The sequence below is a fragment of the Nonomuraea soli genome, assembly GCF_013761175.1.
Classification (GTDB): Bacteria; Actinomycetota; Actinomycetes; order Streptosporangiales; family Streptosporangiaceae; genus Nonomuraea; species Nonomuraea soli.
Genome location: NZ_JACDUR010000003.1, coordinates 456,736 through 482,044 on the forward strand (window position 1 = coordinate 456,736; position 25,309 = coordinate 482,044).

Genomic DNA, 25,309 nt, shown 5'->3' on the forward strand with positions numbered 1-25,309 from the left:
CTGCCGCCCGCGCCCGGATTACCCGCCCGCGCGCACCCTCTTGAGCCATTCGGCCGCCTCGGCGAACTCCGGGTCGGCCGTACCGCGCTTGATCTGCGGCGAGACGCCGTCGGCCCGCGGGTAGGAGCCCAGGAAGCGCACCTCGCCGCAGATGCGGTGCAGGCCTGAGACGGCCTCGCCGACACGCGCGTCGGCGATGTGGCCCTCGAAGTCGAAGTGGAAGAAGTAGCGGCCGATGCCGTCGCCGGTGGGCCGCGACTCGATGCGGGTCAGGTTGACGCCGCGCACGGAGAACTCGGTGAGCATCTCCAGCAGGGCGCCCGGGTGGTCGTCGGCCAGGAAGACGACGAGCGTGGTGCGGTCGCTGCCGGTGGGCGCGGACGGCGTGCCCGGCCGGGCGACCTGCACGAAGCGGGTCATGGTGTCGGTCCGGTCGCCGATGTCGGAGGCGATCTCGGTCAGCCCGTAGTGCTGTCCGGCGATCGGCGCGGCGATGGCCGCGTCGTACGGCGAGCCCGGCAGCGCCACCTCCTGGGCTGCGCCCGCGGTGGAGGGCGCGGCCACCACGACGGCGTCGGGCAGCTCGCGCGAGATGTAGCCGCGGCACTGCGTCAGCGCCGCCGGGTGGGAGTAGATGCGCTTGATCTGGTTGAGCGTGGTGTCGGGGCGCGCCAGCAGCGAGAAACGCACCGGCAGCAGCACCTCGGCGGTGATCAGCAACGGCTCGCCCCAGGCGAACTCGTCGAGGGTGGTGGCGATCGCACCTTCGAGGGAGTTCTCCAGCGGGACCACGGCTCCGTCGGCCTCGCCGCCGCGCACGGCGTTGAGCGCGGCCGGGATGTTGGCCGCGGGCAGGCCTTCGGCGTCGGGCGCCAGGCGCCGAAGCGCTTCCTCGGCGAAGGTGCCCTCGGGTCCGAGATAGGCGAGTCTGACCATAACCTCCAGGGTATCCGCCCCGTTCACCTGCGCGCTTGGGAAGGCTCGATCTCGGGGCCGAGTCCGAGCCTGGCCGCGCGTACCGCCTCTTCCTCCTCCGGCGACAGCGGCTGGCTGCCCTTGCCGCCCACCACGGGCCGGATGTAGGTGCGGGTCTCGGAGCGGCCGTTGATCGAGGTGAGCACGATGCCGTCGCCCAGCCCGTTGATCATCGCCACCGAGAACGACAACCGGCCCGTCATCTCCTCGAGCGCGTCGTAGCGGTAGACGACGACGTCGCGAATGGCCTTGAGATCACCCGCCGCCCCCACGCCGGTCTGCCGCGCGAGCATCTGCTGGCACTCGTCGACCGCGATGCGGGCCTGCTTGAGCGCCACGTAGCCGATGACCACGCCGCCGACCCCGGCGAGAACCCCAACGATCACCCATACCGTAATCAACACATTACAAAGAGTAGCGCCGTTTGGGCAGCCACGTCCCGAGCAACCACACCAAAGCCAGCGCCCCCAGGCCGTAGGCGTTCTGCACGACCTTGCCGAGCACCGGGCTCAGCACCGGGATCTCGGCGGCCTTCAGCGTCACACCCCACCAGGGGATCGGCAGCACGTAGTAGAGCCACACCCCGGCCGCCACCCTGATCCTGGTCACGTCGGTCGCGTCGCCCACGATCGCGCCCAGCACCACGACGACCCAGGCCAGGTGGTGGATCCAGGCCACCGGCGACAGCAGCACGGCCATCAGGCCGACGAGCGCCACCGCCGTGATCGGGTCCCGGCCCAGGTACGCCTCACGCGCGAAGCGGAAGCCGTACCAGCCGACCACCGCGACCAGTGCCAGCCAGATCGCCGACGTCAGCAGCTCGGACGGCAGGTAGAGCCTGATCAGCATGCCGCGCATCGACTGGTTGGTGGTGCCGGCGTTGGATCCGAGCCGCTCGGGGTCGAGCAGCGCGTGGAACCAGAAGTCGGCCGCGTCCTGCGGGATCACCACGAACGGCAGCAGCGTGAGCAGCGCGGTCACCCCGGTGGCCATCCAGAAGGTACGCCACTGCCGGGTGATCAGCAGGTAGATGAGGAAGACGCCCGGGGTCAGCTTGACCGCCGTGGCGAGGCCGATCAGGAAACCCCTGGGCCACCGTGGCCGCCTGGCCACGCAGTCGGCCAGGCAGAGCGCGACCAGCAGGATGTCGACCTGGCCGAAACGCACCTGGTCGCGGATGGGCATCAGGTAGGTGCACGCGACCATGAGGAAGGCGAACACCAGCGGGCGGTGGTCCTTCAGCGACTCGCGGAAGGAGAAGCCGACCGTGATGCCCAGGCAGACGAAGATGCCCGCCGTCCACACCCACTGGGCGGTGTCCCACGACATCACGGCCAGGGGCACGGCCAGCAGCGCCGCGATCGGCGGGTAGGTGAAGGGCAGCAGCTGCGGCGGTGGCGTGACGAAGTCGTAGACCGGGCGCCCGTCGAGGATCATCTGGCCGCCGACCCGGTAGACCTCGAGGTCGACCAGGCGCTGGTCGTCGGGGTTGGAGAGCCAGTACTCCACGAGCGGCCACACGCCGAGCCCGATGACGATCGCGGCCAGCGGCCACGGCCACCACTGCCGCCAGTTCACTCCTGCCACGGTGAGGCACGTTACCGTGAGCTCTGTTGATCCAGTGTCATCACCGGGGGGAGCCGAATGCGCCGTCTCGCCGCGCTCTTGCTGGCGTTCGTGCTGGCGGGACTGCTCTGCGCAACGTCCGCGAACGCCGCAATGCCCGCGAACGCCGTGGTGCCCGCGAACGCCGTGCCGCAGGGCCGGGTCGCCCTCGTCGGCATTCCCGGGCTGCAGTGGAGCGACCTGTCCGCCGAGCGCACCCCCAACCTGTGGCGGCTGATCGGGGAAGGCGGCTCCGCCTCGTTGTCGACGCGTGCCGTGCCGCCCCCCGACCGGGGCGTGACCTGCCCCACGCAGGGCTGGCTGACCGTCTCGGCGGGCCAGCGTGCCGGCGCTCCCGGACGCGGGTGCTCGATGCCCCCGCGACCCTCCGGCGACGCCGTCCCCGGCTGGAAGGAGCTGGTCGCCTTCCAGGACGGCACCGGCTACGACGCTCGCATCGGCACCCTGGGCCAGGCCGTGCACGACGCCGGTGGCAAGGTCGCGGCCATCGGCCCCGGCGCGGCCCTGGGTGGCGCCGACCTGGAAGGGCGGGTCGACAACTACGTCGAGGAGCCCGGCCTCGCCGGCGACCTGTCCGGCTACAGCCTGATCGTGCTGGAGGCCGACCAGCTGGCCGCCGCGTGGACCGCCCGGCCGCGCGACGAGCAGGGCTTCTCCCAGGAGCCCACCGTCCAGGAGCGGCTCAGCGCCGTCGCCGCCGCCGACGTCACCGTGGGCGCTCTGCTCGGCAAGCTGCCGGAGGGCACCACCGTGCTGGTCGCGGGGCTCTCCGACACCACCGTCAACGCCCATCTTCACGTCGCGGTCGCTCACGGCTCGCCGTACGAGCACACCTTCCTCACCGCCAGCTCCACCCGGCAGGACGGCCTCGTCACCATCACCGACACGACCGCCACCGCGCTGAAGGTGCTCGGACTGCCCCAGCCCGCGCAGGTCGTGGGCCGGGTCTGGGAGAACGGCGGGCCCGCGCCCTCGGCGGCGGAGACGGTGGCGGGCCTCGCCGACCAGGACACCGCGAGTCAGGTGCTGCGCGAGGTGCGCGGGCCGTTCTTCACGATGCTCGTCATCGTGCAGGTGCTCTTCTACGCGCTGGCGGCGATCGCCTTCCGCCGCCGGGCGGCCACAACCTCCGCTGCCGCGTCCAGGGTGCTGGCCACCGTCCAGGTCGTCTCCGTCGTCAGCGGCTCCATCGCCATCGCCACGTTCCTGGCCCAGCTCGTCCCGTGGTGGCAGCTGCCCGCGCCGATGCTCGGCGTGATCGCGACCATCCTCGGCTTCGCCGGACTCGTCACGCTGCTGGCCTTCGCCGGGCCGTGGCGCTCCCATGTGATGGGCCCGCTGACCGTGGTGGCCGGCGTCACCTCGCTCACGCTGCTGATCGACGTCATGACCGGTTCGACGCTCCAGGTCAACGCGGTGACCGGCTACGAGCCGGTGACCGGCGGCCGGTTCTACGGCTTCAGCAACATCGCCTTCGCCGTCTACGCCACCGGCACCGTCCTCGCCCTGGCCGGCGTCGCCCACTGGCTGCTGCGCCGCGGCGTGTCCATGACGGTCGTCCTGATCCTGTGCGCGCTCTACGGCGGCTTCGCCGTCTACGCCGACGGCGCCCCCGCCTGGGGCGCCGACTTCGGCGGCGTGCCCGCCTTCGTGCTGGGCCTGGCGGTCTTCCTGATCCTGCTCTCCGGCCGGAAGGTGTCGCTGGTCAAGCTCGCCCTGGTCGGCGTCGCGGGAGTCGCCCTCATCGGCGTCCTGGCCTACGTCGACTGGCTGCGCCCCGCCGACCAGCGCACCCACCTGGGCACCTTCGTCCAGCAGATCATCGACGGCACGGCGCTGACGATCGTCACCCGCAAGTTCCTGGCGATGATCGGTCTCATCTACGGCAACTGGTCGCTGACCCTGCTCTCGCTGGTGGCACTGGCCTTCCTGTTCTTCGTGCTCGACCGCCCCTCGCGGTGGGGGGCGGCGGCGCTCGGGCAGGCCTACGCCTTCGCGCCGGAGCTGCGGGCGGGGCTGTTCGGCGCGCTCACCAGCGCGCTGGTCGGCTTCCTGATCAACGACTCGGGCATCGCCATCCCGGCGATGGCCCTCACGGTCGCGGTGCCGCTGGCGCTGGCCGCCTCGGTGCGCGCGCTCCGGCTCGCCACGCCCACCACACCAGCGCCGCCGTCAGCACCAGCAGCGCCCACGGCACCAGACCCGCTCTGACCACGGTCCTGAGCCACTCGAGGTCGTCAGGGACCTCCTGGATCCTCGCCGGAAGGTAGCCGAGCGACAGGATCGCCAGGTGCGCGGCCATGAACCGATCGAGCGCGGAGGCGGCGACCAGGGCGAGCAGGCCGAAGGCCAGGCCGTCGTACCAGGGCAGGATGTAGGGGGTGGCGACCAGGTAGGCGATCGCGAGGACGGCCGCCACCCGCGGCGCGTCGGCCTCCCCGCCCGACGCGCGCAGCAGCCGCCAGGCGAGCAGCGCCATCAGGAGCAGCGCCCCCACCTGGATCTCCGCCCGGTAGGCGCCCGAGCCGAACAGGTCCTGCAGCCACCCCTGCACCAGCTTCCACGGCGAGGCGAACGAGATCGCCTTGCTCGTACGGCCCAGCTGGTCGAAGGCGGCGCTCCCGGCGATCACGTATCCCACGGCGGCCACCGCCAGCGCGGTCCCCGCCATCAGCGCGAGCCGTCCGGGCCGCCGCCGCAGCTCCCACGCGGGCCCGAGCGCCACGAGCCCGGCGTTGAGCTTGACCGCCACCCCGAGCCCCAGCAACGCTCCCCCGCCGACGGGGTGGGCACGGGACAGCAGCGCGGCGACCATGAAGGCGATGGCGAGCGTGTCGATGTGCATGCCCGCGACCAGCTGGTAGATCAGCAGCGGATTGGCCGTCCACAACACCGCGCCCCTCAGCCGCATCGCGGGGTCGTGGCGGGTGAAGCGGTCGATCAGCAGCCCCGTGCCGATGAAGGCGGCGGCGTTGACCACGGCCAGCACGAAGATCGTCAGCTTGACCGAGTCGCCCCCGATCCAGCTCGCCAGCGCCTGGACCGCCGTGGCGACGGGCCCGTAGACGCTCGGCTCCTCGCGCCATGGTTCCTCGACGACGCCGGCCACCGGATCGCCCGGCAGGTCGATGGCGCCGTGGAGGTAGGGGTTGAGCCCGAGGGTGACCATGCGGCCGTAGGCGGCGTAGTTGAGGTGGTCGGCCGAGCCGGAGGGCGGCAGGAAGGCGAGCAGGCCGGCCGCGGCGTATCCGGCCGTGACGAGGCGGCGCGGGTCGATGGCGGGCGGCCTGACCAGGGCGGCGAGCAGGCCGATGCCGCCGGTGACGATTGCCAGGGCCGACAGAACGATGACCAGGTAGGGGCTGGGGTGCGCGGCCAGGGAGTAGGGAGGCTGCCAGGTCTCACCGGGCAGGGCGGGGACGACGGCCGAGGGTCCGAGCAGGCCGATGGTGATCGTGAGCAGCACGGACGACGCCATCGCCACCAGAGCGGCTCTCGATCCTGTCACCCGCAAATTTCAGCACACCCGGCACTACTTCGACGCGGCTCCCCGCATCAGGCTCTCCCGCGCCACCAACGCCCTGGCCACGTCTCTCAGCTGCCTGGCCCGGTGCAACTGGGCCTTCCAGTCCGTGCCCGTGGCCCGATGGGCCATCTCGACCTCGACCTCGACCACCCGGAATCCCTTCCTGAGCAGGTCGATGAGCATAGCCGTCTCGACCCCCCACCCGTGGGCGAGCGGCCTGGCCGCCTCGAAGGCGTCGCGGGTGAGGCACCGCTGGCCGTTCAGGGGCTGGGCGGCCTCGAATCCGGTGGCGCGCTTGACCCCTTCGCGCGACAGCCCGACGACCATGCCGAGCCCGCCGAGCTTCACCCGGTTGACGAAGACGGCGGTCGTCATGTCGGCGGTCCCTGCGCGGACGGGCTCGATGAGCGCCGCCGCCGTGGCAGCCGACGATCCGAGGTCGGCGTCGAGGAAGAGCAGGTGCCGCGGCGCAGCGGTGTCGAGCAGCCGCACCGCCTCGGCGCCGGTCTCCATGGCCGTCGACTTGCCGCGGTTGCGGCTGTGTCGCACGACTCTGGCGCCGGCGGCGCGGGCGACGCGTCCGGTGTCGTCGCGCGAGCCGTCGTCGACGACCACGACGAGATCGACGCCTGGCAGCGCCAGGGCGGCGACGACGGTCGGCCCGATGCGGGCGGCTTCGTCCTTGGCCGGGATGACGACCGCGGTGTCAGGAGTCATGATCCCTCTGAGATCAGGAACTCCTCCGGCACCGTCTCGTGCACGGTGAACACCGAGTCGAGCCCGGTGACCTGCAGAATCTTGCGTACGGCCGGACGTGGCGCGGCGACGTCCAGCTGGCCGCCCTGCTCCTTGACGCGCTTGAGCGCCGAGAGCAGGACGTTCATCCCCGTGGAGTCGCAGAACTCCACGCTGGACATGTCGATGACCACTCGGCTGGGCCCGTCCTGGAGAAGTCGGGTGAACTCCGACTGCAGGCGGGGTGCCGTATAGAGGTCGATTTCACCGGCGATCGCCACCAGGGCGTGGCCGGCGTGTGATCGAGTCGAGACCTTGAGCTCCACAGAGGGCAGGCTATCGGCGACGGCGCTCCGGGTCACGTTGTCACGCCGATCGGGGGGTGTCAGGTTTTTGTCCCCCGTTTGGCCTGCAAGCAAACGCAGAGTACGCGAAGCTTAACGGTGTGACACCGGCGAAGCCGGGAAGGGGGGACGGGCCAAGTGCCTCAGGCCTGCGCAACAACATGAACATCGAGCGTGCCGAAGATCCTCAAAGAGTCAGGCTCCGCGAACGACTGGAGTCGATCCTGCTCCGCACGGAGAAGGCCACTTCGTGGCATGACGAAGCGGCCCATCTGCGTGGCCTGGTCAACCACGAGGGCTACGTGCCCATCCGCGCCCGGCTGGCGGGCGAGGATCTCGACTTCCTGGCGAGCTCGCGCGACGAGCTCCTGGTCTTCGCCGAGCTCGGGCTGCGGCTGCTCGACCTGCACCAGCCTCGCGATGCCGGGGGCATCACGAGCGACACGGCCCATCCGATCCTGCGCTGCCGCAGCTGCATGTGGCGCTGGCCGTGCCCCACGTTCCGCGCGATGTCGGAGTCGTTCGGGGCACAGCCGGCGCGCCTCACCGAGCCGGCCTAGTCGGGCGCCCAGTACTTCTGGAGGATCTTCTCGAGGTGGGCCACCACCGGCCTCCAGGTCTTCGTGAGCGTGTACTTACTGACCCGGTGCCCCTTGTAGGTGAGGGTGTACTTGATGAAGTCCGCGCCCTGCGGCGGCTTCTGCGAGCGGCCCAGGCTCAGCTTCTTCAGGTACCCCTTCAGCTTGCGCACCTCCCCCGCGGTGAGGCACTTGTCCACGGTCGGCCCGGTGCGGCGGCTCAGCCGCACGCAGCCGTCCTTGTAGACGGTCACCCGGTCCTGGAGTCCGGCGAACCCGCCTTCCTCGCGGAGCTGGATCCGGACCGTCCTGCCCGCCGCCTGCGCCGGGGGTGCGGCTGCCAGGCCCAGGGCCAGCAGCAGGGCGGCGGCCACGACACTTCGCCATACCTTCATGACCATAAGACGCGCGGGCGGGCCGTACGGCTCACGCGGGCTCGTAGCGGTAGCCCACGCCCCAGACGGTGACGATCCGGCGTGGGGCGGCGGGGTCGGGCTCGATCTTCTCCCTGAGCCTGCGCACGTGCACGGTGACCGTGGAGGCGTCGCCGAAGGACCAGCCCCAGACCTGGTCGAGCAGCGCGGCGCGGCTGAAGGCCTGGCGCGGGTGGCGCATCAGGTGGGCGAGCAGGTCGAACTCGCGGGCGGTGAGCACGATCTCGCGGTCGCCGAGGCGTACCTCCCTGGCGCCCACGTCGACGACGAGGCCGTCGTCGCGCAGGACTCCCGTGCCCGCGGGGGCGGTGCCGCGCGCCCGGCGCAGCACCGACTGCACCCGCAGGGCCAGCTCGCGCGGGCTGAAGGGCTTGACGACGTAGTCGTCGGCGCCGGTCTCCAGGCCCACGACGCGGTCGATCTCCTCTCCGAGCGCGGTCAGCATGATCACGGGGACCGGCCAGCGTTCGCGGAGCTTCTGCAGCCCATCGAGCGGCGCGAGGAGGTCCAGCACCATCAGGTCGGGAGGCGCGTCGAAGGCTCTGCGCATCGCCTCCGCGCCGTCGCCGACGCATTCGACCAGGTGGCCGTCGCGTTCGAGATAGCCGGCCACGACCTCGGCGATCATCGGATCGTCCTCGACCACCAGGATCCTGCTCCGCACGACCACCACGGTAGGCCTCGCGGCCTGGCTCCGCAGGACGTACCGTGTCCCCATGGGTCGAATGGTCATGCTCGTCGTGGGCACGCTGCTGGCGATCTTCGTGCTGTTCAACTTCATCGTCCCCATGGTTCTGGGGCTGCTGAAGATCGCTCTCATCATCGGCGTCATCGGGGTGGTGTTCTTCCTGGTCATCCGCGTCTTCAGCGGATCGTCCTCGTCGTACCGGTGACCCTCCTTTTCGCGCTGGCCCTTCTTCACGATCCGGCCGGCCTGGTCCTCGTAGCGGGCCTGCTGTTCGCCTTCTGGCAGAGCAGCAGGCCGGTGCCCTCGAACGACGTCGGCGTGCCCGCCTTCTTCAGGGTGTACGGCACGCGAACCCCCGCCGCACGACTGTGCGACCCGGACGCGGCGGGCAAACCGCACCCAAGAGCCCCATCAGGGAGCCCTGTCTTCGCGCAATGACAGGAAACTCCTTGAGAAGGGCACATGATCGAATTCATCACCGGCCTGGCGCATCCCGCGATCGTCATCGTCGTCTTCACACTCGCCGTACGCCTGATGATCCTGCCGCTGGCCATCCGCCAGGCCCGCGTCTCCAAGATCCGCCAGAAGCTCGCCCCGCGCCTGAAGCAGCTCCAGAAGCGCTACGCCAAGAATCCTGAGCGGCTCCAGAAGGAGATCACCGCGGCGCATGCCCAGGAGGGCATCTCGGTGTTCGCCGGTTTCCTGCCCGCTCTGGCGCAGCTGCCGTTCATGTGGCTGATGTACCGCGTCGCGACCCACCCGACCGCGCTCGTCGGCTACGACCCGCTCGGCCTGAATCTCTCGGCCGTGGTGGTTAATTTCGGTCTGATCAGCTGGCCATTTTGGGTCTTCGCCGCGATGATTCTGGCGATCATCGTGGTGGCCTGGCTCACTTCACGCAGGGTGAAAGCGAAACTACCCGAAGATCAGCCCGAAATGATGCGGAAGATGCTCCCGTTGATGGCGTACGGGGCGGCCGCGGCGGCGTTGTTCCTGCCGATGGCGGCCGGCCTGTACCTGCTCATCTCGACGACGTGGAGCTACGCGGAACGCGTGGTGTTGTACAGCTAACCCGCTTCCTTGAGCGCGGGCTCGCCGACGGTGTGCGGGGCGGGCAGAACCGCCCACACCGTTGTGATCTCACCCTCGTGGCGCACACCCCATTTCTGCGCCACGAATTCCACGATGCCCAGGCCACGGCCCCCCAGCGAGGAGAGGGTGGGCCGTCCGGCCCTGGGTTCCGTGGCCGCGCCACCGTCGCTGACGGCGACCTCGACCACGTCGTCACTCCAGAACCATGCGACCCGGACCATCCCGGAAGGCAGCGGATGAGCGTGTCGGAGCGCATTGCTCAACAGCTCGCTCACGACCAGGACCGCGTCGTCGATGGCGCCGGAGAAGACCCCCCACTCCTGCAATTCAGTGCTGAGGCGCTGGCGTGCGACGGCGACGCTGGACGGTGCGTACGGAAGTAGCACCACGCTCGACACACCCACCTCCCCGATCCCAGTCCCCCCGTGGGCTCACAGTGGGAACACACCCCGGTACGACCGAAATGCCCCGTTACCCGGTCCCAGAAACCGGACTACGATCACAGCTTGTACACATTGGACGATAGTTCAGCGCATCCGTGACCACCTCGTTACCGCTCCGGTGTGTCGGGTTCGATAATGAGCGCCAGCCGCATCCTGGTTCCTCCCCCTGGCCTGGGATGAGCCGTCACCTGACCTCCCTGCGCACGCGCCAGGCTGCGCACGATGTAGAGCCCCAGCCCGACCCCGCCGAACTGCCGGCGGTCGCCGCTGTCGACCTGGACGAAACGTTCGAAGATGCGCTCGCGGTCGTCGGGCCGGATGCCGACGCCCTCGTCGTCGACGGCCACCACCACGGCGCCGTCCTCCTCCCACGCCTCGACCGCGATCAGCCCGCCGTTGGGTGAGTACTTGAAGGCGTTCTCCAGCAGCTGGCCCAGGATGATGTCGGTGGCCAGAGCGTCGCCGCTCACCCGAGGGAGCCGGTCGGGCAGCTTCACCTCGACGCGGTGGTCGTCGGACAACTCCGGCAGGCCGAGCGTCGCGGCCTGGATGCGCTCGGCCAGGTCGAAGCTCTCGATGCGCACGGCCAGCTCGTCGGCTCCCGCCCTGGCGCCCAGCAGCAGGTGGTCCATCAGCTGACCCAGCGAGCGCGAACGTTCGGCGATGGTGCGCACCGCGCCGCGCCGCTCGAAGTCGTTCATCTTGTCCCACCGCGAGTCGAGCGTGCTGGCGAAGCCCCGCACGATCGTGATGGGTGTGCGGAGCTCGTGGCTGGTCATCGCCAGGAACAGGTCCTTGGCCTCCTCCAGCTCCTTGGCGGCCGTGACGTCGCGGAAGTCGACCACGACCTCCCCGGTCTCCACGATCTGCGCCGCCACCACGTCGAGCCAGCGGCCCGTGGCCAGCTGCACGGTCAGCTTCTCGCCCGGCGCGGGCAGCGGGAAGGGGGGCGGGCTGCCGAGCACCGCCTCGCCGGAGAAACCGGTCAGCTCGCCCGCCGCGGGGTTCCACTGGATCACCCTGCCCATGGCGTCGAGCACCGCTATGCCGTCGGCGCTGGCGTCGAAGACCGCCCGCTCGTGCGCACGCTGGCGCACGGCGTCCTGGTAGGCGACGGCGTTCGACACGGCGATCCCCGCGTGCCCTGCCAGCAGTTCGAGAAGCTCCAGCTCCACGTGGCCGGGCTTGCGCTTGCAGAACAGCGCGTAGAGCCCGCCGTACGGCCGGCCGCCCACGGCCGCCAGGCCCAGCGCGATGGTGTGCAGTCCGGGCAGCTGCGCCCAGATCAGGTCGTCGAGCTCCTGGCCTTCGAGCATGACCGTCTTGCCGGTGCGCATCAGCTTGCCCACGAGGCTGGTGTTCAGGTCGGCCGTGGCGTCCTTGAGCTGCTCCGGCAGCCGGTGCGAGGCCACCAGGCGCAGCCGGTCGCCCTCGATGAGCACGAATCCCCCGGCGTCGGCGCCGGTCAGCTCGGTCAGGCTGGCGGCGATCCTGTCGAGCACCGCGGGCAGCTCCAGCGCCGCGTTGATGTCGCCGACCACGTCGGTCAGCTTGCGCACCAGCTGCGCCCGCCTGGCTCCGCGGCTGCGCGCCGCGATGTCGTCGCGCACCAGGTGGTGCACGCACACGTAGCCGACCACCGAGGAGCCCTGACACAACGCGCTGGTGTCGACCCGCAGGTCGAGCAGGGTGCCGTCACGGCGGAACCGCTTGGTGCGCAGCGAGACCTGCCCGCCGGTGCGCACCCGCTCGAGGACGGCGTTGTGCTCGGCCGTGAGCTCCTCGGGCACGATCGGGGCCCTGCGGCCGACCAGCTCGTCGGCCGTCCAGCCGAACAGCCGTTCCGCGGCCGGATTCCACATCAGGACGGTCTGGTCGCGGTCGAGTGCCACCACGGCGTTGGGCGAGCTGGACAGCACGGCCTCGGCCAAGCTGTCGTCCCGGTCGCCACTCACATCTCCATACTGCCGAGGTCGTGCGCGCTCCGCAGGCACTATGGTCCGATACGCTGCCGTCACCATGTCTGACCTCGAAGCCCTGTTGCGGGTCACCTCACCCACCTACCGAGGCGATGGTTCGCCCGACATCGCCTTCGGCACCTACGACGGAGCCGTGGGCACGCTCGTGCTCGCCGCGTCCAACCGCGGCGTCGTGGCCTGCAGTTACGAGGACGAGCACGTGGTCTTCGAACGCATCAGCCGCGTGGTCGGCGGCACGATCGGCGCCGACGCGCGCCGGCTCGACCCGGTGCGGCGCGAGCTCGACGCCTACTTCTCCGCGCGCCTGCGCACCTTCACCCTCTCCGCCGACCTGCAACTGGCCACCCCGTTCGCGCGCACGGTGCTCAAGATGATGACCGCCGTGCCGTACGCCACCACGACCACCCACGCGGCGCTCGCCGAGCGCATCGGGCGGCCGCAGGCGCTCCACGCCGTGAGCAACGCGCTGCAGACCAATCCGGTGTGTGTGATCGTGCCCTGCCATCGCATCGCCGACGACGGCGGCTACGCGGGAGGCGCGGCCGCCAAGCGTCACCTGCTCACCGTCGAGAGCCGCGCAGCAGCCCGATGAGCAGCGTCACGAGCGCCGCGACGACGAAGGCGCCGAGCGCTCCGTTCATCCACGGCTGGCGCTCGAAGCCGATCGAGTCGCGTACGCCGGTCCAGAAGGAGTCCCAGCCCGCGACCGTCACGGCCGAGGTGGTCAGCCAGTAGGCGACGAAGCCGAGCGCCCACGGGATCAGCATCGACCAGCGCGAGGGCGCGTCCTCGCCGGTGTTCCAGCGGGCCCTTCCGCCCAGGACGAAGTAGTCGACGGCGAGCACCGCGAACATCGGCACGAACACCGCGCCGATCACCGACAGGAACGACGCGTAGGTGTCGGCGCTGACCCAGACGGCGATCAGTGTCGTGATCACGCCCACGATCACCGACAGGACACGCCGGTCCACGCGCGGCAGGAAGTTCTGCAGCGACACGGTCGTCGAGTAGACGTTGGCGAACGACTGGTCGGTCTCGCGCAGGATGAGGATGCCGAAGAACAGCGCACCCAGCGGCACCGCCACGAAGGTCGGGAAGACGTCGCCGGAGCCGGTCAGCGCGACCGCGTAGATGCCCAGCCCCAGGCAGGCGACCTGGGCCAGGGTGTAACCGCCGACCACACCGGCGAAGGCGGCGCCGGAGCTGCGCGAGTGACGGGCGAAGTCGGCGGCCAGCGGCACCCACGACACCGACAGGGCGATCACGTAGTCGACCGCGGGGCCGAACCCGGTCCACGAGCCGCCCGACTGCGGCGGCGCCTCGCCGAGGAACCGCCAGGCGAAGTAGGCCATCGAGATGATCACCGCGATGGTCACGTAGCGCCGCAGCACCCGGATCGCGCCGAGCGGCCAGATCGTCAGCACCGTGGTCAGCACCCCGGCCGCGATCACCCACACCGCGTACGGCACGGCGTCGCCGAAGATCGCCTGGCAGCCGATGGCGATCACCCAGAGCTCGAACGCGCCCCAGCCGAGCATCTGGACCACGTTCAGCACCGTGGGCACGTAGGAGACCTTGGCGCCGAACAGGCCGCGCAGCAGGACCATCGAGGGCTGGCCTGTCTGGGTGCCGGGGATGGCGGACAGCGCCACCATCACGGTGCCGATCAGGCTGCCGACGACGGTGGCGGTCAGCGCCGCGGCCAGGCTGAGCGGGGCGTCCTGGGCCGCGTTGACCAGGGCGAGCGCCCCGGAGAAGCCCAGGAGGCTGACGGCCAGGTTGGCCCAGAGCGCACCCTGGTCGAGCACGCCGAGCACCTTGGGCGGCGCGCCCTCGAGAGTCAGCGGGACTTCGGCATGATGCTGATCGACGACGCGCGTCATCACACTCTCCCTACGCCGGCATTACCCGGACAGGTTCATGCGGTCGGCGACAGCGGTAGTCACCCTCTCAGCCTGGTTGCCCCAAGCTCCCGCGTTGATTTGTGATGCCCATGATGCACCATTCGCCCCGCTTTAAGCCACCGCGGTCAGCTCATCTTGGCGTAGTCGGTCAGCCCGTACTTGTCGCCGTTGAACGCGACGTACCAGGTCGCGGACTGGTAGGCGGTCCAGGAGGTCCCCGTCACCGTGGTGTTGCAGCCCTTGTTGTTGTACTTGGTCCACAACGTGGTGCTGCCCCGGCGCAGGAAGATCCGGGGACCGGACGCGTCGCACTTGGTGTCGTTGAGCGTGAAGCTCACGAAATCCTGGTTGTAGTAGGTGCTGGAGCCGCTCTTGACCTTGCACTTGCGAGACAGCACGGTCCTGGCGGTGCCGCCAGGAAAGCTCCAGCTGAGCGACTTCGTACCGCTGCATCCGGAAACGCTGGCCGCCGAGGCAGCGGGAGCGTTGACGACCAGGCCCGTCAACGCCATGAGGACTCCCGCCGCCAGTGCGGACACGGATCTCAGCTTCATGTCGACTCCTTCGATCTTGGACAGGTGCCCAACACCGTAGGAGCCGGCGGTATGCCGGAGGTATGCGCTAGCCGACGAACGGTTCGTGGCCGGTCTCGCTGACCATCGGGAGCCGCGCCGCGTCCCAGGCCTGCATGCCTCCGTCGACGTTGACCGCCTGCCGGCCGATGTGGTTGAGCCAGGCCGCGGCGTTGTAGGAGCGCCCGCCCACCCGGCAGATCACGTAGACGGTCTCGCCCGCGGGCACCTCGTCGACCCTCGCCTGCAACTCGCCGAGGGGGATGTGCACGGCCTTCGGCGCGTGGCCTGACACCCACTCGACCTGCTCGCGCACATCGAGCAGATAGGCATCGTCGGGCACTTCGCTCGCCTGGATCTCGGGAACCGTCATGGGTCCTAGTTTCTCACTTCAGCAGCTTGGACATGCGCCGGTCGGCCAAGGGCTTGCCACCGGTCTGGCAGGTGGGGCAGTACTGCAGCGAGGAGTCGGCGAACGACACCTCGCGGATGGTGTCGCCGCAGACGTCGCAGGGCTGCCCGGCGCGGTTGTGCACACGCAGGCCCGACTTCTTCTCCGCCTTCAGGTCCTTGGCGGCCAGGCCGTGGGCGCGCTCGACCGCGTCGCGCAGCGTGGTCACGATCGCCTCGTGCAGGTCGGCGACCTGCTCGGGAGTGAGCGAGGCCGCGATCTTGAAGGGTGACATCTTCGCGGCGTGCAGCACCTCGTCGGAGTAGGCGTTGCCGATGCCGGCGATCACCTTCTGGTCGCGCAGCAGGCCCTTGATCTGCGTGCGGTTGCCGCCCAGGATCTCCTGCAGCTTGGCCACGGTGAACTCCGGCACCAGCGGGTCAGGGCCGAGCGCGGCCACGCCCGGGACGTCGGCGGGATCCTTGACCACGTAGACGGCCAGGCGTTTCTGCGTGCCCGCCTCGGTCAGCTCGAAGCCCGGAGCCAGGCCCAGCTCGTTCGGCGAGAGCCGTACCCTCACGGCGAGCGGACCCTTGCCCGGCCGCACCGGCTTGGCCCCCGACAGGTCTTCCTTCCAGCGCAACCAGCCCGCCCTGGCCAGGTGGATCACCAGGTGCAGCCCGTCGCAGTCGAGGTCGAGGAACTTGCCGTGCCTGCTGACCCCGGTGATCTCCAGGCCGCCGAGCGCGCTGACGGGCGGGTCGAAGGTCTTGAGCGCCTGGAAGCCGACCACGTCGACTCCGACCACGGTGTGTCCGACGGCACGATCGCGGAGGAACTCTGTGAGTGACTCCACTTCGGGAAGTTCCGGCATGCATCCAGATTATGGTCCACAGCCTGTGGAAAACTACGCGGCATGAGCGTCACGATTGCGGAGGAACTCCTCCTCCTCGCCCACAGCGAGGAAGCCGGCAAGCAACTCGTCGACTCGACCTCCCTCAACCTCGCGCTCGGCGGCGCGCTCCTGGCCGAGCTGGCCCTGGGCGAGCGGATCGACCTCGAAGGCAGGCACGTGGTGGTCAAGGACCCCACGCCCCTGGGTGACGGCGAGCTCGACCGGGCGCTGGCCAGGATCGTCGAGGAGACCAAACCGCGCAAGCCCGACTGGTGGGTCAACAAGCTGCACGCGGGCAAGCTGCGCGACCGGCTGCTCACCCGGCTGGCCGACGCCGGCGTGCTTACCGAGCAGCAGGGCAAGGTCCTGGGGATCTTCCCGTCGAAGCGCTGGCCGGAGGCCGACGGCACCGTCGAGGCGGGGGTGCGCGAGCGGATCGCGAGCGCGCTGGGCGGGAGCGACCCCGACCCGCGCACGGCGGTCCTGGTCGCCGTCATGCACGCCGTCAAGCTGGAGCGCAAGGCCTTCCCGGGCGCCGACAAGAAGCGCATCAAGGAGATCGCCGAGGGCGAGTGGGCGGGCGCGGCGGTGGCCAGGACCATCGCCTCCATCCAGGCGGCGATCATGGCGGGCGCGGTGGCCGCCGTGGTGGCGGCGGGCGCGTCCTGACGACCTTCAAGCGTCCTGACGACCTTCAAGCGGTACGGCCGCGCCAGCCGTACCGCTTGAAAGACTCAGTTGCCCTGGAGCGCCTCCTTGGGCACGGGCTTGTCCTCGGCCAGCGCGTTGAACAGCGCCAGCGCCCTGGTCCTGTCCCACTTGACGCCCTCGCCGCCGGCGACCTGCTCGGTGCCGCCGAAGGGCACCACCGTGGTGACCGGGCTGTCGCCCATCGCCAGGCCCAGCGACAGCAGGTCGAATGCCCCGGTGCCCTCGCTCACGTCGACCGAGTCCGTCGCGGCCGTCGCCAGCGGGATCGACGTGAACGGGTTGATCAGCACGCCGGGGCTCGCGGCCTTCTTGACCACGGCGCCCAGGAACTGGCGCTGCCGCTTGGTGCGCTCGTAGTCGGGCAGCGCGCCGTTGTAGCGGGTGCGGACGTAGCCGAGGGCCTCGCCGCCCGACAGGATCTGCTTGCCCTTCTTGAGCTTGAGCCCGGCCTTCGGGTCGTTGATCGCCTCTGTGACGTTGATCTCGACACCGCCGACGGCGTCGACGATGCCCACGAAGCCGGCGAAGCCGATCTCCATGTAGTTGTCGATGCGCAGCCCGGTCGCGCCCTCGACGGTGCGGACCAGCAGCTGCGGTCCGCCGCCCTTGAGCGCGTCGGAGTAGGCGGCGTTGAGCTTGTTGCGCCCGTTGCCCGGGATGGTGACCGCCGAGTCGCGCGGCAGGCTCACCAGGGTCGCCTTCTCGCCGCTGTCGGACAGGTGCAGCAGCATCATCGAGTCGGTGCGGCGGCCCACGGCCTTGCCGGTCGCCAGCTTCCTGCGCTGGGCGGCGGTCAGGCCCTTGCGGCTGTCGGAGCCGACGAGCAGCCAGTTGGTGCCGGGACCGTCCGCGGGGCGGCCCTCATAGTCGTCGAGCACGCCCGCGATGGTGTTGATGCGCCCGTCGATCCAGAAGAACCCGACGACGCCCAGCACCAGCAGCGCCGCCAGCAACGCGGCCAGGATCTTCACCAGGGTGCCGAGCCGGAACTTCCCGCGCGCGCCCGAGGTGCCGCCTGAGAACATCCGCCCTCCCGGACGGCCGCCGTCGGGGGGACCGCCCTGGCCGGCGGGCGGCTGCCTGTCCTTGTCGGACTTGAACGGCCGGACCGGGCTCTTGCCCTCGCGGACCTTGCCGTAAACGCGCGAACGGGCGCTGGGCTGTTGCTCGCCCTGGCCCGCCGGAGTTCCGTACATGGCCGGCGACTCGTACTTGGCCGTGCCGGCGACGCCGGGGACCTGGTGTGCCGGAGCTCCGGCAGCGCGGGGCGGGCCGTCGGCCCTGCCCGGCAACGGGCGGCGATCCTGCGGCGGGCGCACGGCTCGCGTTCGATCGTCCTCGGACATTCTGGTGGCTTCCCCCCTCATGCTTTGCATTAGACGGTACGTCGCTTGAATGACCATTGCAGACGGCTAACCAAGGTTTTGATAGGCAGAAGTACGCAGTGCCGCTATCCGGAAACATCTTCCACCACCTCGACCGTTACCTTTATGCACGTCCGTATCATCGAAGGGAAGATCGTGTCCGCTCCAGATCCGTGGAGTACCTGCCCGTGCCTCGGCACGGGAACCTCTGAGGACTCAGCACGGTGAGCGCCTATCTGGGCCTTCTGGCCCTGTTCCTCCTCACCGCGGCCACTGGTTACTTCGTGGCCCAGGAGTTCGCCTTCGTCGCCGTGGATCGCGGGATCCTGCGCGACCAGGCCGCGGCCGGCGACAAGTCGGCCGAGAAGGCCCTCCAAGTCACCTCTCGCCTGTCGTTCATGCTGTCGGGCGCCCAGCTCGGCATCACGGTCACCGCGCTGCTCGTCGGCTTCCTCGCCGAGCCCGCCATCTCCGTCCTGGTCCGGCCCCTGCTCGGTGACACGCCCGCCTGGGTCTCCGTCGCGATCGGCGTGTTCGTGGCCACGGTCGTGCAGATGGTGCTGGGCGAGCTGATGCCCAAGAACCTCGGCATCGCCAAGCCTGAGCCGGTCGCCAAGGCGCTGGCCGGTTCCACGCTGGTCTACCTCGCCGTCGCCGGGCCGGTCATCAAGCTGTTCGACGCCGCCGCCACCGGCCTGCTGCGCAAGGTCGGCGTGGAACCCGTCGAGGAGGTGGAGCAGGGCGCGACCCCTGAAGAGCTCTCGCGGATCATCGCCGAGTCCACCCAGGCGGGCGAGCTTCCCGAGCGTCTGTCGGAGCTGCTGGAGCGAGCCCTGGAGTTCGGCGACCGCATCGCCGAGGAGATCATGGTGCCGCGTCCCCGCGTCGTCGTGCTCCGGGCCGACCGGCCCGTCTCCGAGCTGATCGAGTCGATGCGCAGCAGCGGCCACTCCCGCTTCCCCGTGCTCGGGGCCGACGGCGACGTGGCGGGTGTCACGGGCGTGCGCGAGCTGCTCGCCTCGGGACTGACCGACGGCACGATCGAGCAGATCACCCGTCCGGCCGTCCTGGTGCCCGACTCGCTGCCGCTGCCGACCGTCCTGGCCCACATGCGCCAGGCGAAGGACGACATGGTCTGCGTCATCGACGAGTACGGCGACCTGGCGGGCGTCATCTCGGTCGAGGACATGGCAGAGGAGCTCGTCGGCGAGCTCGTCGACGAGAACGACCCCGAGCCGCTGGGCGCCGTCGAGCAGCCCGACGGTTCCTGGGAGGTGCCGGGCACGCTCCGCCTCGACGAGATCGAGCGCGCGACCGGACTGGCCCTGCCGGAGAGCGACGACTACGACACCGTCGCCGGGCTGATCCTGGCCCGCCTGGGCCGCATGCCGGACCCGGGAGACGCCGTGACCGTCGAGCTCACCCCCGAGAGCGACCCCTTCGACGAGGACTCTCACGAGCAGGAGGCGGTGCTCACCGTCCTCTCGCTGCACCGCCGCGTGCCCGAATGGGTACGGCTGGCGCCGGTGCGCGTGGAGGTGACCCAGTGATCGGACTCTTGCTGCTCAGCCTCGGCCTGCTGGTCGCCAACGCGCTCTTTGTGGCCGCCGAGTTCGCCTTCGTCTCGGCCAAGCGCCACCGGCTGGAGGAGATCGCCTCCGGCGGGAGCGGCGTGGTGAAGGTCATCGCCAAGTCCGCGGTCGCAGGAAGCCGTCAGCTGTCGCTGATGCTCGCCGGAGCCCAGCTCGGCATCACCCTGTGCACCCTGGGACTCGGCATGGTCACCGAGCCCGCCATCGAGCACGCCCTGGAGCCGGTCTTCGCGGCCGTCGGCGTGCCCGAGGGCCTGCGGGTGCCCATCTCGCTGGTCCTGGCGCTGTCGCTGGTGACCTTCCTGCACATGGTGGTGGGTGAGATGGCGCCCAAGTCCTGGGCGCTCACCCACCCCGAGACCGCGGCGATGCTCCTGACGGTGCCCTTCCGCGGCTTCACGTGGCTCATGCGCCCGCTGCTGTCGTCGCTCAACGGCCTGACCAACCTGATGCTGAGGGCGTTCGGCGTGCAGGCGCGCGACGAGCTGGCCACCACCCGCACCCCGCGCCAGCTGGCCATGCTCGTCGGCGAGTCGGGGCGCATGGGCCTGCTCGACCGGGCCGAGCACGACCTGCTCACCAGGGCCCTGCGCCTGGAGGCGGAGGGCATCGAGCGGCTCATGGTGCCGATCGGCGAGGTGGTCTTCGTGCCCACGTCCGCGAACTCCGAGGAGACCAGGCGCGTGGCCGCCTCCTCCACGCACCTGCGGCTGCTCGTCGGCTCGCCCGACGACATCAAGGGCGTCATCCACGCCCGCGACGCCTTCCTGCATCCGTCAGCGCGCGCAGGAGAGCTCGCCAGGGAGCTTCCGCGCCTGGCGTGCGTCACGCAGGTCCCCGAGGCCGTGGCGGCCCTTCAGGAGGCCCGCGCGCACCTGGCCCTGGTCACCGGCGGCGACGACGTGATCGGCATGGTCAGCCTCACCGACCTGCTCGGCGAGCTGCTCGACACGCGCGTCTGAGGTCACAGCCACGAGAATCTGTGGACGTACAAGCACGTGGAGTGGGTGTAACCGGGTCTGATCTTCCAGGTCGTCCCGGTCATGCCCGCTCCACGCTTGAACATGAAGTAGTACGTCCCCTTCGGCAGCCACAACGTGCGTTTCGGGTACTTGCGTGAGCCCTTGCAGGCCCGCGCGTCGCCCGTCTTCTCGCTGATGTACTGCTTGCAGCCGCCGCAGCTCTTCAGGGTCCAGCGGGCGGTCACCGGGCCGGTGTGGAGGATCTCCACCTCTCCCTTGCCGTCGTTGGTGATCGTCAATGGCATCAGCGCCCCGCCCGGCGGCTTCTCGCGTGGCAATCTCGCGCCCGCCTTCTTGTTCGACTCGTCGGCGATGCGGGCGGCGATGACGATCTGCCGTGCCCTGGCGGCTTCTGGGCTGCTCCTGTAGTCCTTGGCGTACTTGGCCAGCGTCTCGGCCGCCGACGCGAACCGCTTGTTCTTGAACTGCCGCACGCCGCAGTCGAAGGAGCCCTTCCGGATCAGCGTGCCCGTCTCGCCCACCAGGTCGCCCCGGAGGGCGGCCATCTCCTTGAAGATCTCCCGGGCGCCGGTCAGGCGGCCGAGCGCCTCGCAGGGATCGCCGGACGAGGCCTGCTTCAGCTCGTCGAAGGTTCCTTGCAGCAGTTCCCTGGCCTTCTCCACGTACGGCGAGGCGGGCGCGACGGAGACCAGCGTGGCGAACTCCCTGGCCGAGCCGATCGTGAAGTCCTTGCCCGGCGTGCCCTGCCTGCCCAGTTCCTCACCGAGCTTGGTCGCCCCGCACTCGTACAGCGCGTGCGCCAGCGGCTCGTCGGGCCATCCGGCCAGGTCGCCGAGAAGCGCGGGGCCGACCTTCTCCGGCAGCCCGCGCAGATACCCCAGGGCCTGCGGCGCCCGGCAGTAGTCGCCTCGCCGGTACGGCGCGGCGACCTGCTCGTAGAGCTTCTCGATCCCCGCTCGGACCCCGGCCGCGGCCCTGCTGCGCGCGTGGTTCTCACTCAGGTCCACGTAGATCTCCAGGGCGTCGTCGAACCTGCTCTCGCCCGCGAGCCTGCCGGCCTGCGCCAGCCGGGAGAGCTGCGCCAGCTGGTAGGCCTCCTCCTGGGCCGAGCGCCGCATCGCGTTGTGCACGACCACCGCCGAGACCGGCACGGCGAGCAGGGCCAGGGCCATCGGGAGGGCGAAGGGGACGAGGCGTTCCGAGGCCGTCGACGGCGAGGCGCCCATGGCCCGCCAGGCGCCGTGGACGGCCGCGGCCACCGCCACGACGACCCATGCGGCCACGAGCGCCCCTGGCACGCCGTCGGGGTCGGCAGGCACGGCGACCACGATCAGGAGTCCGGTGGCGGTGAGGCTGCCGGCCAGCGCGAGCCAGCGGCCGATCAGCAGGTATCCCAGGCCGAGGCCCGACAGGTTCAACAGGGCGACCGTGGCGGCCCGCAGCGTGCGTAAGCCTTCTGTTGGCTGCTCCATGACTCAACTGTTCAACAATTCAACACGCTTGGCAAGATATTTCGTTCGCTGAAGGCGAACGCGATTAGCGAGAAGAAAGCGGTCTGCAAGAAGCCGGGCGTAGAGTTCGTCGCCGTGGCGGTCACACGGGCGAACAAAGATCCAGATACACAACAAGGCCCCGGCTCTTGCGAACCGGGGCCTTGTTTCGACACTGTTGGTCTGCCCGTGAAAACGAGCGAACCGAGTGGGCGAGGAGGGATTTGAACCCTCACGTCCTTTCGGACACACGGACCTGAACCGTGCGCGTCTGCCGTTCCGCCACCCGCCCTTGTTGGGTGCGGAGAAACAGTAGCACGGAACAGCCGGTAGTACTGAACCCGGATACGATCGCATCAGACACGGAAGCGGAGGAACAGGGTCCATCGCGTCCGTGAGGGGAGGCGCCGCCTCTATTTGCACGAGAGGGAGGTACACCCGGTGGGAGTCCTTCAGCGCTTCGAGCGAAGGCTCGAAGGCTTGGTTGAGGGGGCCTTTGCGCGGGCGTTCAAGTCCGACCTGCAGCCGGTCGAGGTCGCGAGCGCGGTCCAGCGAGAGATGGACGAACGCGCGGCCATCGTGGCTCAGGGGCGCACGCTCGTGCCCAACGACTTCGTGGTCGAGCTGTCCACGACCGACAGCGAGCGGTTGGAGGTCTACGCCGACAGCATCAGCCACGAGTTGGCCAATCTCGCCCGGGAGTACGCCAAGGAGCAGGGTTACTCGTTCGTCGGCCCGGTCAGGGTCCGCTTCGAGACCGCGGCCGATCTGGCCGTCGGGCTGTTCCGCATCCGCTCGGGCGTGATCCGCGGCGCGACGGTCGAGCAGGACGAGATCAGGCAGCCGGCCAGCGATCTTCCGCCCGCGCGTTCACACGCGTTCGGCGGCCGCCCGCGCCTGCTGGTCTCGACTCAGGACGACCCGCAGGGTGACAGGTCCTACGAGCTGACCACACCGGTCACCTTGCTCGGCCGCGGCACCGACTGCGATCTTCGTCTTGTCGATCCGGGAGTGTCGCGCCATCATGCGGAACTCCGGGTCGAGGGTCCGCAGGTCGTGCTCGTCGATCTCGGCTCCACGAACGGCACTTTCGTCAATGGCCAGCCGGTACGCAGAATCGAGCTCCAGAACGGCACTCGTGTGACGTTGGGGCGTACGACTCTGGTGTTCCGGCGCGATTAGGGGTAGACAAACGGTCCATGTCCGAGCTCACGCTGCTGCTGATCCGGCTAGCCTTCCTGGCGGTGCTGTGGTTCTTCGTCATTGCCGCAGTCGGCGTGATCCGCACGGATCTGTTCGGCTCCCGCACGGCGCCCGCCACGGCCGCGAGGAAGGCGCCGAAGGCCCCCAAGCCAGTGGCCAAGCCCAAGAAGGGCGAGCCCAAACAACTCGTCGTCACCGGTGGTCCCCTGCAGGGCACCACCATCAACCTCGCGGAGTCGCCCATCACCATCGGCAGGGCGAACGACGCCACACTGGTGGTCAACGACGACTACGCCTCCAGCCGGCACGCCCGGCTCTTTCCTCAGGACGGTCAGTGGATCGTGGAAGATCTTGGATCGACGAACGGCACGTATCTCGACCGCTCGAAGGTGACCCGCCCAACCCCCGTTCCGCTCGGAGTTCCGATCCGGGTCGGCAAGACAGTCATTGAATTGCGCAAGTGACCCCGATATGACGATCGCACTCCGCTACGCAGCCCGCTCGGACGTCGGCCTCCTCCGCGAAGGAAACGAGGACTCGGCGTACGCGAGCGGCCGCCTGCTCGCCGTCGCCGACGGTATGGGCGGGCATGCACACGGCGAGGTGGCCAGCTCAGTCGCCATCGCCGCCATGGCCTCTCTCGAAGAGGCCCCAGGGGGTGACCTGCTCGACTCGATCGAGACGGCGGTCCACGACGCCAACCGCCAGCTCCACGAGATGGTCGGGCGCGATCCCACCCTCAAGGGCATGGGCACCACCCTCACGGCGATGTTGTGGAACGGCACCCAGGTCGCCCTCGTCCACGTCGGCGACTCGCGCGCCTACCTGCTGCGGCGGGGTGAGCTCTACCAGATCACCCACGACCACACGCTGGTGCAGCAGCTCGTCGACGACGGCCGGATCACGCCGGAGGAGGCCGCCACCCACCCGCAGCGGTCGATCCTGCTGAAGGCGCTCGACGGCAGCGACGAGGTCCGCCCCGACCTGGCGCTGCGCGAGGCGCAGGTGGGCGATCGCTACCTCCTGTGCTCCGACGGCCTGTCGGGCGTGGTCAGCGCGGAGACACTCCACGCCACGCTGACGAACATCGACGATCCGGAAGAGGTCGTCCGCCAGCTCATCGACCTGGCCAACAGGGGCGGCGGGCCCGACAACATCACCTGTGTCGTGGCCGACGTGCTGGAGCTGACCGACGGGTTCCAGGTCCCGCACGAAGCGGCGATCGTCGGCGCGGCGGGCATGAACCGCCTGCGCGGCGGCGGCACCGGCCCCCAGAACACCCAGGGCGGCTCGCCGGGGCGAAACAGCGCGGTGACCGCGCCACAACCGGTCATCACCGATGACGACGACTACCCCATGGCCCAGGCGGCGGCCATGCCGAGGCGCCGTCGCCGGATCTGGCCGGTGCTGGTCACCGCGCTCGTGATCGCTCTGGGAGTGGGCGGCTACTTCGGCTACTCCTGGACCCAGTCGCAGTACTTCGTCGGCGCGACCGACGACGGCGAGGTCGTGGTCTTCCGTGGCATCCAGCAGGACCTGGGTCCGATCCCGCTGTCCGACGTGGCGGCGGGCGGCAGCACAGGACGCCGGCTGACCGACCTGTCCGCCCCCGACCAGGAGCTGGTCAAGGGCGGCTTCCCCGTCGCCAACCTCGACGAGGGCAAGACGCGGATAGCGGCGATGAAGTTCACCACCACCCCCGCCACTCCCACCCCCAGCCCCAGCTCCTCTCCGACGGCCACTCCGAAGAAGACGCCCAGTAGGTGAGCGATTTGGTTGTAGCC

General features: G+C 69.9%; 28 protein-coding genes, 1 tRNA gene and 1 riboswitch. Of the genes, 12 read left to right on the forward strand and 17 right to left on the reverse strand.

The features are described from left to right. Nucleotides 1-18: 18 nt before the first annotated feature. From pheA to HNR30_RS14915, 3 genes are read right to left on the reverse strand one after another with little or no spacing between them, the layout of a single operon-like run. Nucleotides 19-936 (reverse strand): prephenate dehydratase, encoded by a 918-nt coding sequence (gene pheA, locus HNR30_RS14905; RefSeq protein ID WP_181610438.1) that lies wholly within the window; start codon nt 934-936, stop codon nt 19-21. A gap of 23 nt (nt 937-959) precedes the next feature. Then, nucleotides 960-1,379, reverse strand: a complete 420-nt coding sequence (locus HNR30_RS14910) for a DUF4446 family protein (protein ID WP_181610439.1) — start codon at nt 1,377-1,379, stop codon at nt 960-962. A 1-nt stretch (nt 1,380) separates the two neighbouring features. Then, nucleotides 1,381-2,562: a glycosyltransferase 87 family protein gene (locus HNR30_RS14915; protein WP_312894418.1), complete on the reverse strand. Its 1,182-nt coding sequence runs from the start codon at nt 2,560-2,562 to the stop codon at nt 1,381-1,383. 57 nt (nt 2,563-2,619) lie between these two features. Here HNR30_RS14915 and HNR30_RS14920 point away from each other — a divergent pair, with 57 nt between their 5' ends. Continuing rightward, nucleotides 2,620-4,812 carry a hypothetical protein gene (locus HNR30_RS14920; protein ID WP_181610440.1) on the forward strand — a complete coding sequence of 731 codons (2,193 nt, stop codon included), beginning with the start codon at nt 2,620-2,622 and terminating at the stop codon, nt 4,810-4,812. On the opposite strand, the gene mptB is transcribed toward HNR30_RS14920, so the two are convergent. Genes mptB through HNR30_RS14935 form a run of 3 tightly spaced genes read right to left on the reverse strand, consistent with a single transcriptional unit; the run spans nt 4,694 to nt 7,188 of the window. Beyond that, the gene (gene mptB / locus HNR30_RS14925; RefSeq protein WP_312894419.1) at nt 4,694-6,109 is read right to left on the reverse strand and encodes a polyprenol phosphomannose-dependent alpha 1,6 mannosyltransferase MptB; all 1,416 of its coding nucleotides are present in this window, start codon (nt 6,107-6,109) and stop codon (nt 4,694-4,696) included. The genes HNR30_RS14920 and mptB overlap by 119 nt on opposite strands. A 24-nt stretch (nt 6,110-6,133) precedes the next feature. Further along, complete coding sequence (locus tag HNR30_RS14930) at nt 6,134-6,844, reverse strand: glycosyltransferase family 2 protein (RefSeq protein ID WP_181610441.1); 711 nt, start codon at nt 6,842-6,844, stop codon at nt 6,134-6,136. Next, nucleotides 6,841-7,188: an STAS domain-containing protein gene (locus HNR30_RS14935; protein WP_181610442.1), complete on the reverse strand. Its 348-nt coding sequence runs from the start codon at nt 7,186-7,188 to the stop codon at nt 6,841-6,843. The genes HNR30_RS14930 and HNR30_RS14935 overlap by 4 nt, the downstream gene beginning before the upstream one ends. 179 nt (nt 7,189-7,367) lie before the next feature. Between HNR30_RS14935 and HNR30_RS14940 the strand changes: the two genes are divergently transcribed. Further along, complete coding sequence (locus HNR30_RS14940) at nt 7,368-7,766, forward strand: hypothetical protein (protein WP_181610443.1); 399 nt, start codon at nt 7,368-7,370, stop codon at nt 7,764-7,766. Here the strand turns inward: HNR30_RS14940 and HNR30_RS14945 are convergent. Both HNR30_RS14945 and HNR30_RS14950 read right to left on the reverse strand, forming a co-directional pair. Beyond that, complete coding sequence (locus HNR30_RS14945; protein ID WP_181610444.1) at nt 7,763-8,179, reverse strand: hypothetical protein; 417 nt, start codon at nt 8,177-8,179, stop codon at nt 7,763-7,765. The genes HNR30_RS14940 and HNR30_RS14945 overlap by 4 nt on opposite strands. A gap of 31 nt (nt 8,180-8,210) precedes the next feature. Then, nucleotides 8,211-8,882 (reverse strand): response regulator transcription factor, encoded by a 672-nt coding sequence (locus HNR30_RS14950; RefSeq protein WP_181610445.1) that lies wholly within the window; start codon nt 8,880-8,882, stop codon nt 8,211-8,213. A 52-nt stretch (nt 8,883-8,934) separates the two neighbouring features. On the opposite strand from HNR30_RS14950, the gene HNR30_RS14955 reads away from it, so the two are divergent. The 3 genes from HNR30_RS14955 (at nt 8,935) to HNR30_RS14960 (ending at nt 9,977) form a co-directional block, all read left to right on the forward strand. After that, nucleotides 8,935-9,111, forward strand: coding sequence for a hypothetical protein (locus HNR30_RS14955; RefSeq protein WP_181611165.1), 177 nt, complete (start codon nt 8,935-8,937; stop codon nt 9,109-9,111). 131 nt (nt 9,112-9,242) lie between these two features. Beyond that, nucleotides 9,243-9,344, forward strand: a complete 102-nt coding sequence (locus tag HNR30_RS50625; RefSeq protein WP_376771746.1) for a DUF6412 domain-containing protein — start codon at nt 9,243-9,245, stop codon at nt 9,342-9,344. A 24-nt stretch (nt 9,345-9,368) separates the two neighbouring features. After that, complete coding sequence (locus tag HNR30_RS14960) at nt 9,369-9,977, forward strand: YidC/Oxa1 family membrane protein insertase (RefSeq protein WP_181610446.1); 609 nt, start codon at nt 9,369-9,371, stop codon at nt 9,975-9,977. Here the strand turns inward: HNR30_RS14960 and HNR30_RS14965 are convergent. Next, nucleotides 9,974-10,396: an ATP-binding protein gene (locus HNR30_RS14965; protein WP_312894421.1), complete on the reverse strand. Its 423-nt coding sequence runs from the start codon at nt 10,394-10,396 to the stop codon at nt 9,974-9,976. The genes HNR30_RS14960 and HNR30_RS14965 overlap by 4 nt on opposite strands. A gap of 152 nt (nt 10,397-10,548) precedes the next feature. Further along, nucleotides 10,549-12,462 (reverse strand): PAS domain S-box protein, encoded by a 1,914-nt coding sequence (locus tag HNR30_RS14970; protein ID WP_181610448.1) that lies wholly within the window; start codon nt 12,460-12,462, stop codon nt 10,549-10,551. Between HNR30_RS14970 and HNR30_RS14975 the strand changes: the two genes are divergently transcribed. After that, nucleotides 12,461-13,012 (forward strand): methylated-DNA--[protein]-cysteine S-methyltransferase, encoded by a 552-nt coding sequence (locus tag HNR30_RS14975; protein WP_246378584.1) that lies wholly within the window; start codon nt 12,461-12,463, stop codon nt 13,010-13,012. The genes HNR30_RS14970 and HNR30_RS14975 overlap by 2 nt on opposite strands. On the opposite strand, the gene HNR30_RS14980 is transcribed toward HNR30_RS14975, so the two are convergent. The 4 genes from HNR30_RS14980 to HNR30_RS14995 all read right to left on the reverse strand — a co-directional run bounded on the left by HNR30_RS14980 (nt 12,981) and on the right by HNR30_RS14995 (nt 16,161). Next, the gene (locus tag HNR30_RS14980) at nt 12,981-14,303 is read right to left on the reverse strand and encodes a purine-cytosine permease family protein (protein WP_181610450.1); all 1,323 of its coding nucleotides are present in this window, start codon (nt 14,301-14,303) and stop codon (nt 12,981-12,983) included. The genes HNR30_RS14975 and HNR30_RS14980 overlap by 32 nt on opposite strands. Next, a riboswitch (TPP riboswitch) is annotated at nt 14,294-14,406 on the reverse strand. (Overlaps the previous gene by 10 nt.) 43 nt (nt 14,407-14,449) lie before the next feature. Further along, nucleotides 14,450-14,878 carry a hypothetical protein gene (locus tag HNR30_RS14985; protein WP_181610451.1) on the reverse strand — a complete coding sequence of 143 codons (429 nt, stop codon included), beginning with the start codon at nt 14,876-14,878 and terminating at the stop codon, nt 14,450-14,452. 67 nt (nt 14,879-14,945) lie between these two features. Then, nucleotides 14,946-15,269: a rhodanese-like domain-containing protein gene (locus HNR30_RS14990; RefSeq protein WP_181610452.1), complete on the reverse strand. Its 324-nt coding sequence runs from the start codon at nt 15,267-15,269 to the stop codon at nt 14,946-14,948. 13 nt (nt 15,270-15,282) lie between these two features. Further along, nucleotides 15,283-16,161, reverse strand: coding sequence for an Fpg/Nei family DNA glycosylase (locus HNR30_RS14995; RefSeq protein ID WP_181610453.1), 879 nt, complete (start codon nt 16,159-16,161; stop codon nt 15,283-15,285). Between the two features lie 42 nt (nt 16,162-16,203). Between HNR30_RS14995 and HNR30_RS15000 the strand changes: the two genes are divergently transcribed. Continuing rightward, complete coding sequence (locus HNR30_RS15000; protein ID WP_181610454.1) at nt 16,204-16,851, forward strand: GOLPH3/VPS74 family protein; 648 nt, start codon at nt 16,204-16,206, stop codon at nt 16,849-16,851. Nucleotides 16,852-16,916: 65 nt separating this feature from the next. Here the strand turns inward: HNR30_RS15000 and HNR30_RS15005 are convergent, their stop codons facing one another. Continuing rightward, on the reverse strand, nt 16,917-18,239 hold the full coding sequence (locus tag HNR30_RS15005; protein WP_181610455.1) for an LCP family protein: 1,323 nt from the start codon (nt 18,237-18,239) through the stop codon (nt 16,917-16,919). Nucleotides 18,240-18,481: 242 nt separating this feature from the next. Here HNR30_RS15005 and HNR30_RS15010 point away from each other — a divergent pair, with 242 nt between their 5' ends. Then, nucleotides 18,482-19,807 (forward strand): hemolysin family protein, encoded by a 1,326-nt coding sequence (locus HNR30_RS15010; RefSeq protein WP_181610456.1) that lies wholly within the window; start codon nt 18,482-18,484, stop codon nt 19,805-19,807. Further along, on the forward strand, nt 19,804-20,811 hold the full coding sequence (locus HNR30_RS15015; RefSeq protein ID WP_312894423.1) for a hemolysin family protein: 1,008 nt from the start codon (nt 19,804-19,806) through the stop codon (nt 20,809-20,811). The genes HNR30_RS15010 and HNR30_RS15015 overlap by 4 nt, the downstream gene beginning before the upstream one ends. 2 nt (nt 20,812-20,813) lie before the next feature. On the opposite strand, the gene HNR30_RS15020 is transcribed toward HNR30_RS15015, so the two are convergent. Together HNR30_RS15020 and HNR30_RS15025 are read right to left on the reverse strand one after the other, a co-directional pair. Beyond that, nucleotides 20,814-22,304, reverse strand: a complete 1,491-nt coding sequence (locus HNR30_RS15020; protein WP_181610458.1) for a tetratricopeptide repeat protein — start codon at nt 22,302-22,304, stop codon at nt 20,814-20,816. A 227-nt stretch (nt 22,305-22,531) separates the two neighbouring features. After that, nucleotides 22,532-22,614 (reverse strand) — tRNA-Leu (locus HNR30_RS15025). Nucleotides 22,615-22,763: 149 nt separating this feature from the next. On the opposite strand from HNR30_RS15025, the gene HNR30_RS15030 reads away from it, so the two are divergent. The 3 genes from HNR30_RS15030 to HNR30_RS15040 are packed head-to-tail and all read left to right on the forward strand — an operon-like array spanning nt 22,764 to nt 25,292. After that, nucleotides 22,764-23,504, forward strand: coding sequence for an FHA domain-containing protein (locus tag HNR30_RS15030; protein WP_181610459.1), 741 nt, complete (start codon nt 22,764-22,766; stop codon nt 23,502-23,504). A gap of 17 nt (nt 23,505-23,521) precedes the next feature. Beyond that, nucleotides 23,522-23,989, forward strand: a complete 468-nt coding sequence (locus tag HNR30_RS15035) for an FHA domain-containing protein FhaB/FipA (RefSeq protein WP_181610460.1) — start codon at nt 23,522-23,524, stop codon at nt 23,987-23,989. A gap of 7 nt (nt 23,990-23,996) precedes the next feature. Further along, complete coding sequence (locus tag HNR30_RS15040) at nt 23,997-25,292, forward strand: Stp1/IreP family PP2C-type Ser/Thr phosphatase (protein WP_181610461.1); 1,296 nt, start codon at nt 23,997-23,999, stop codon at nt 25,290-25,292. Nucleotides 25,293-25,309: the final 17 nt, after the last annotated feature.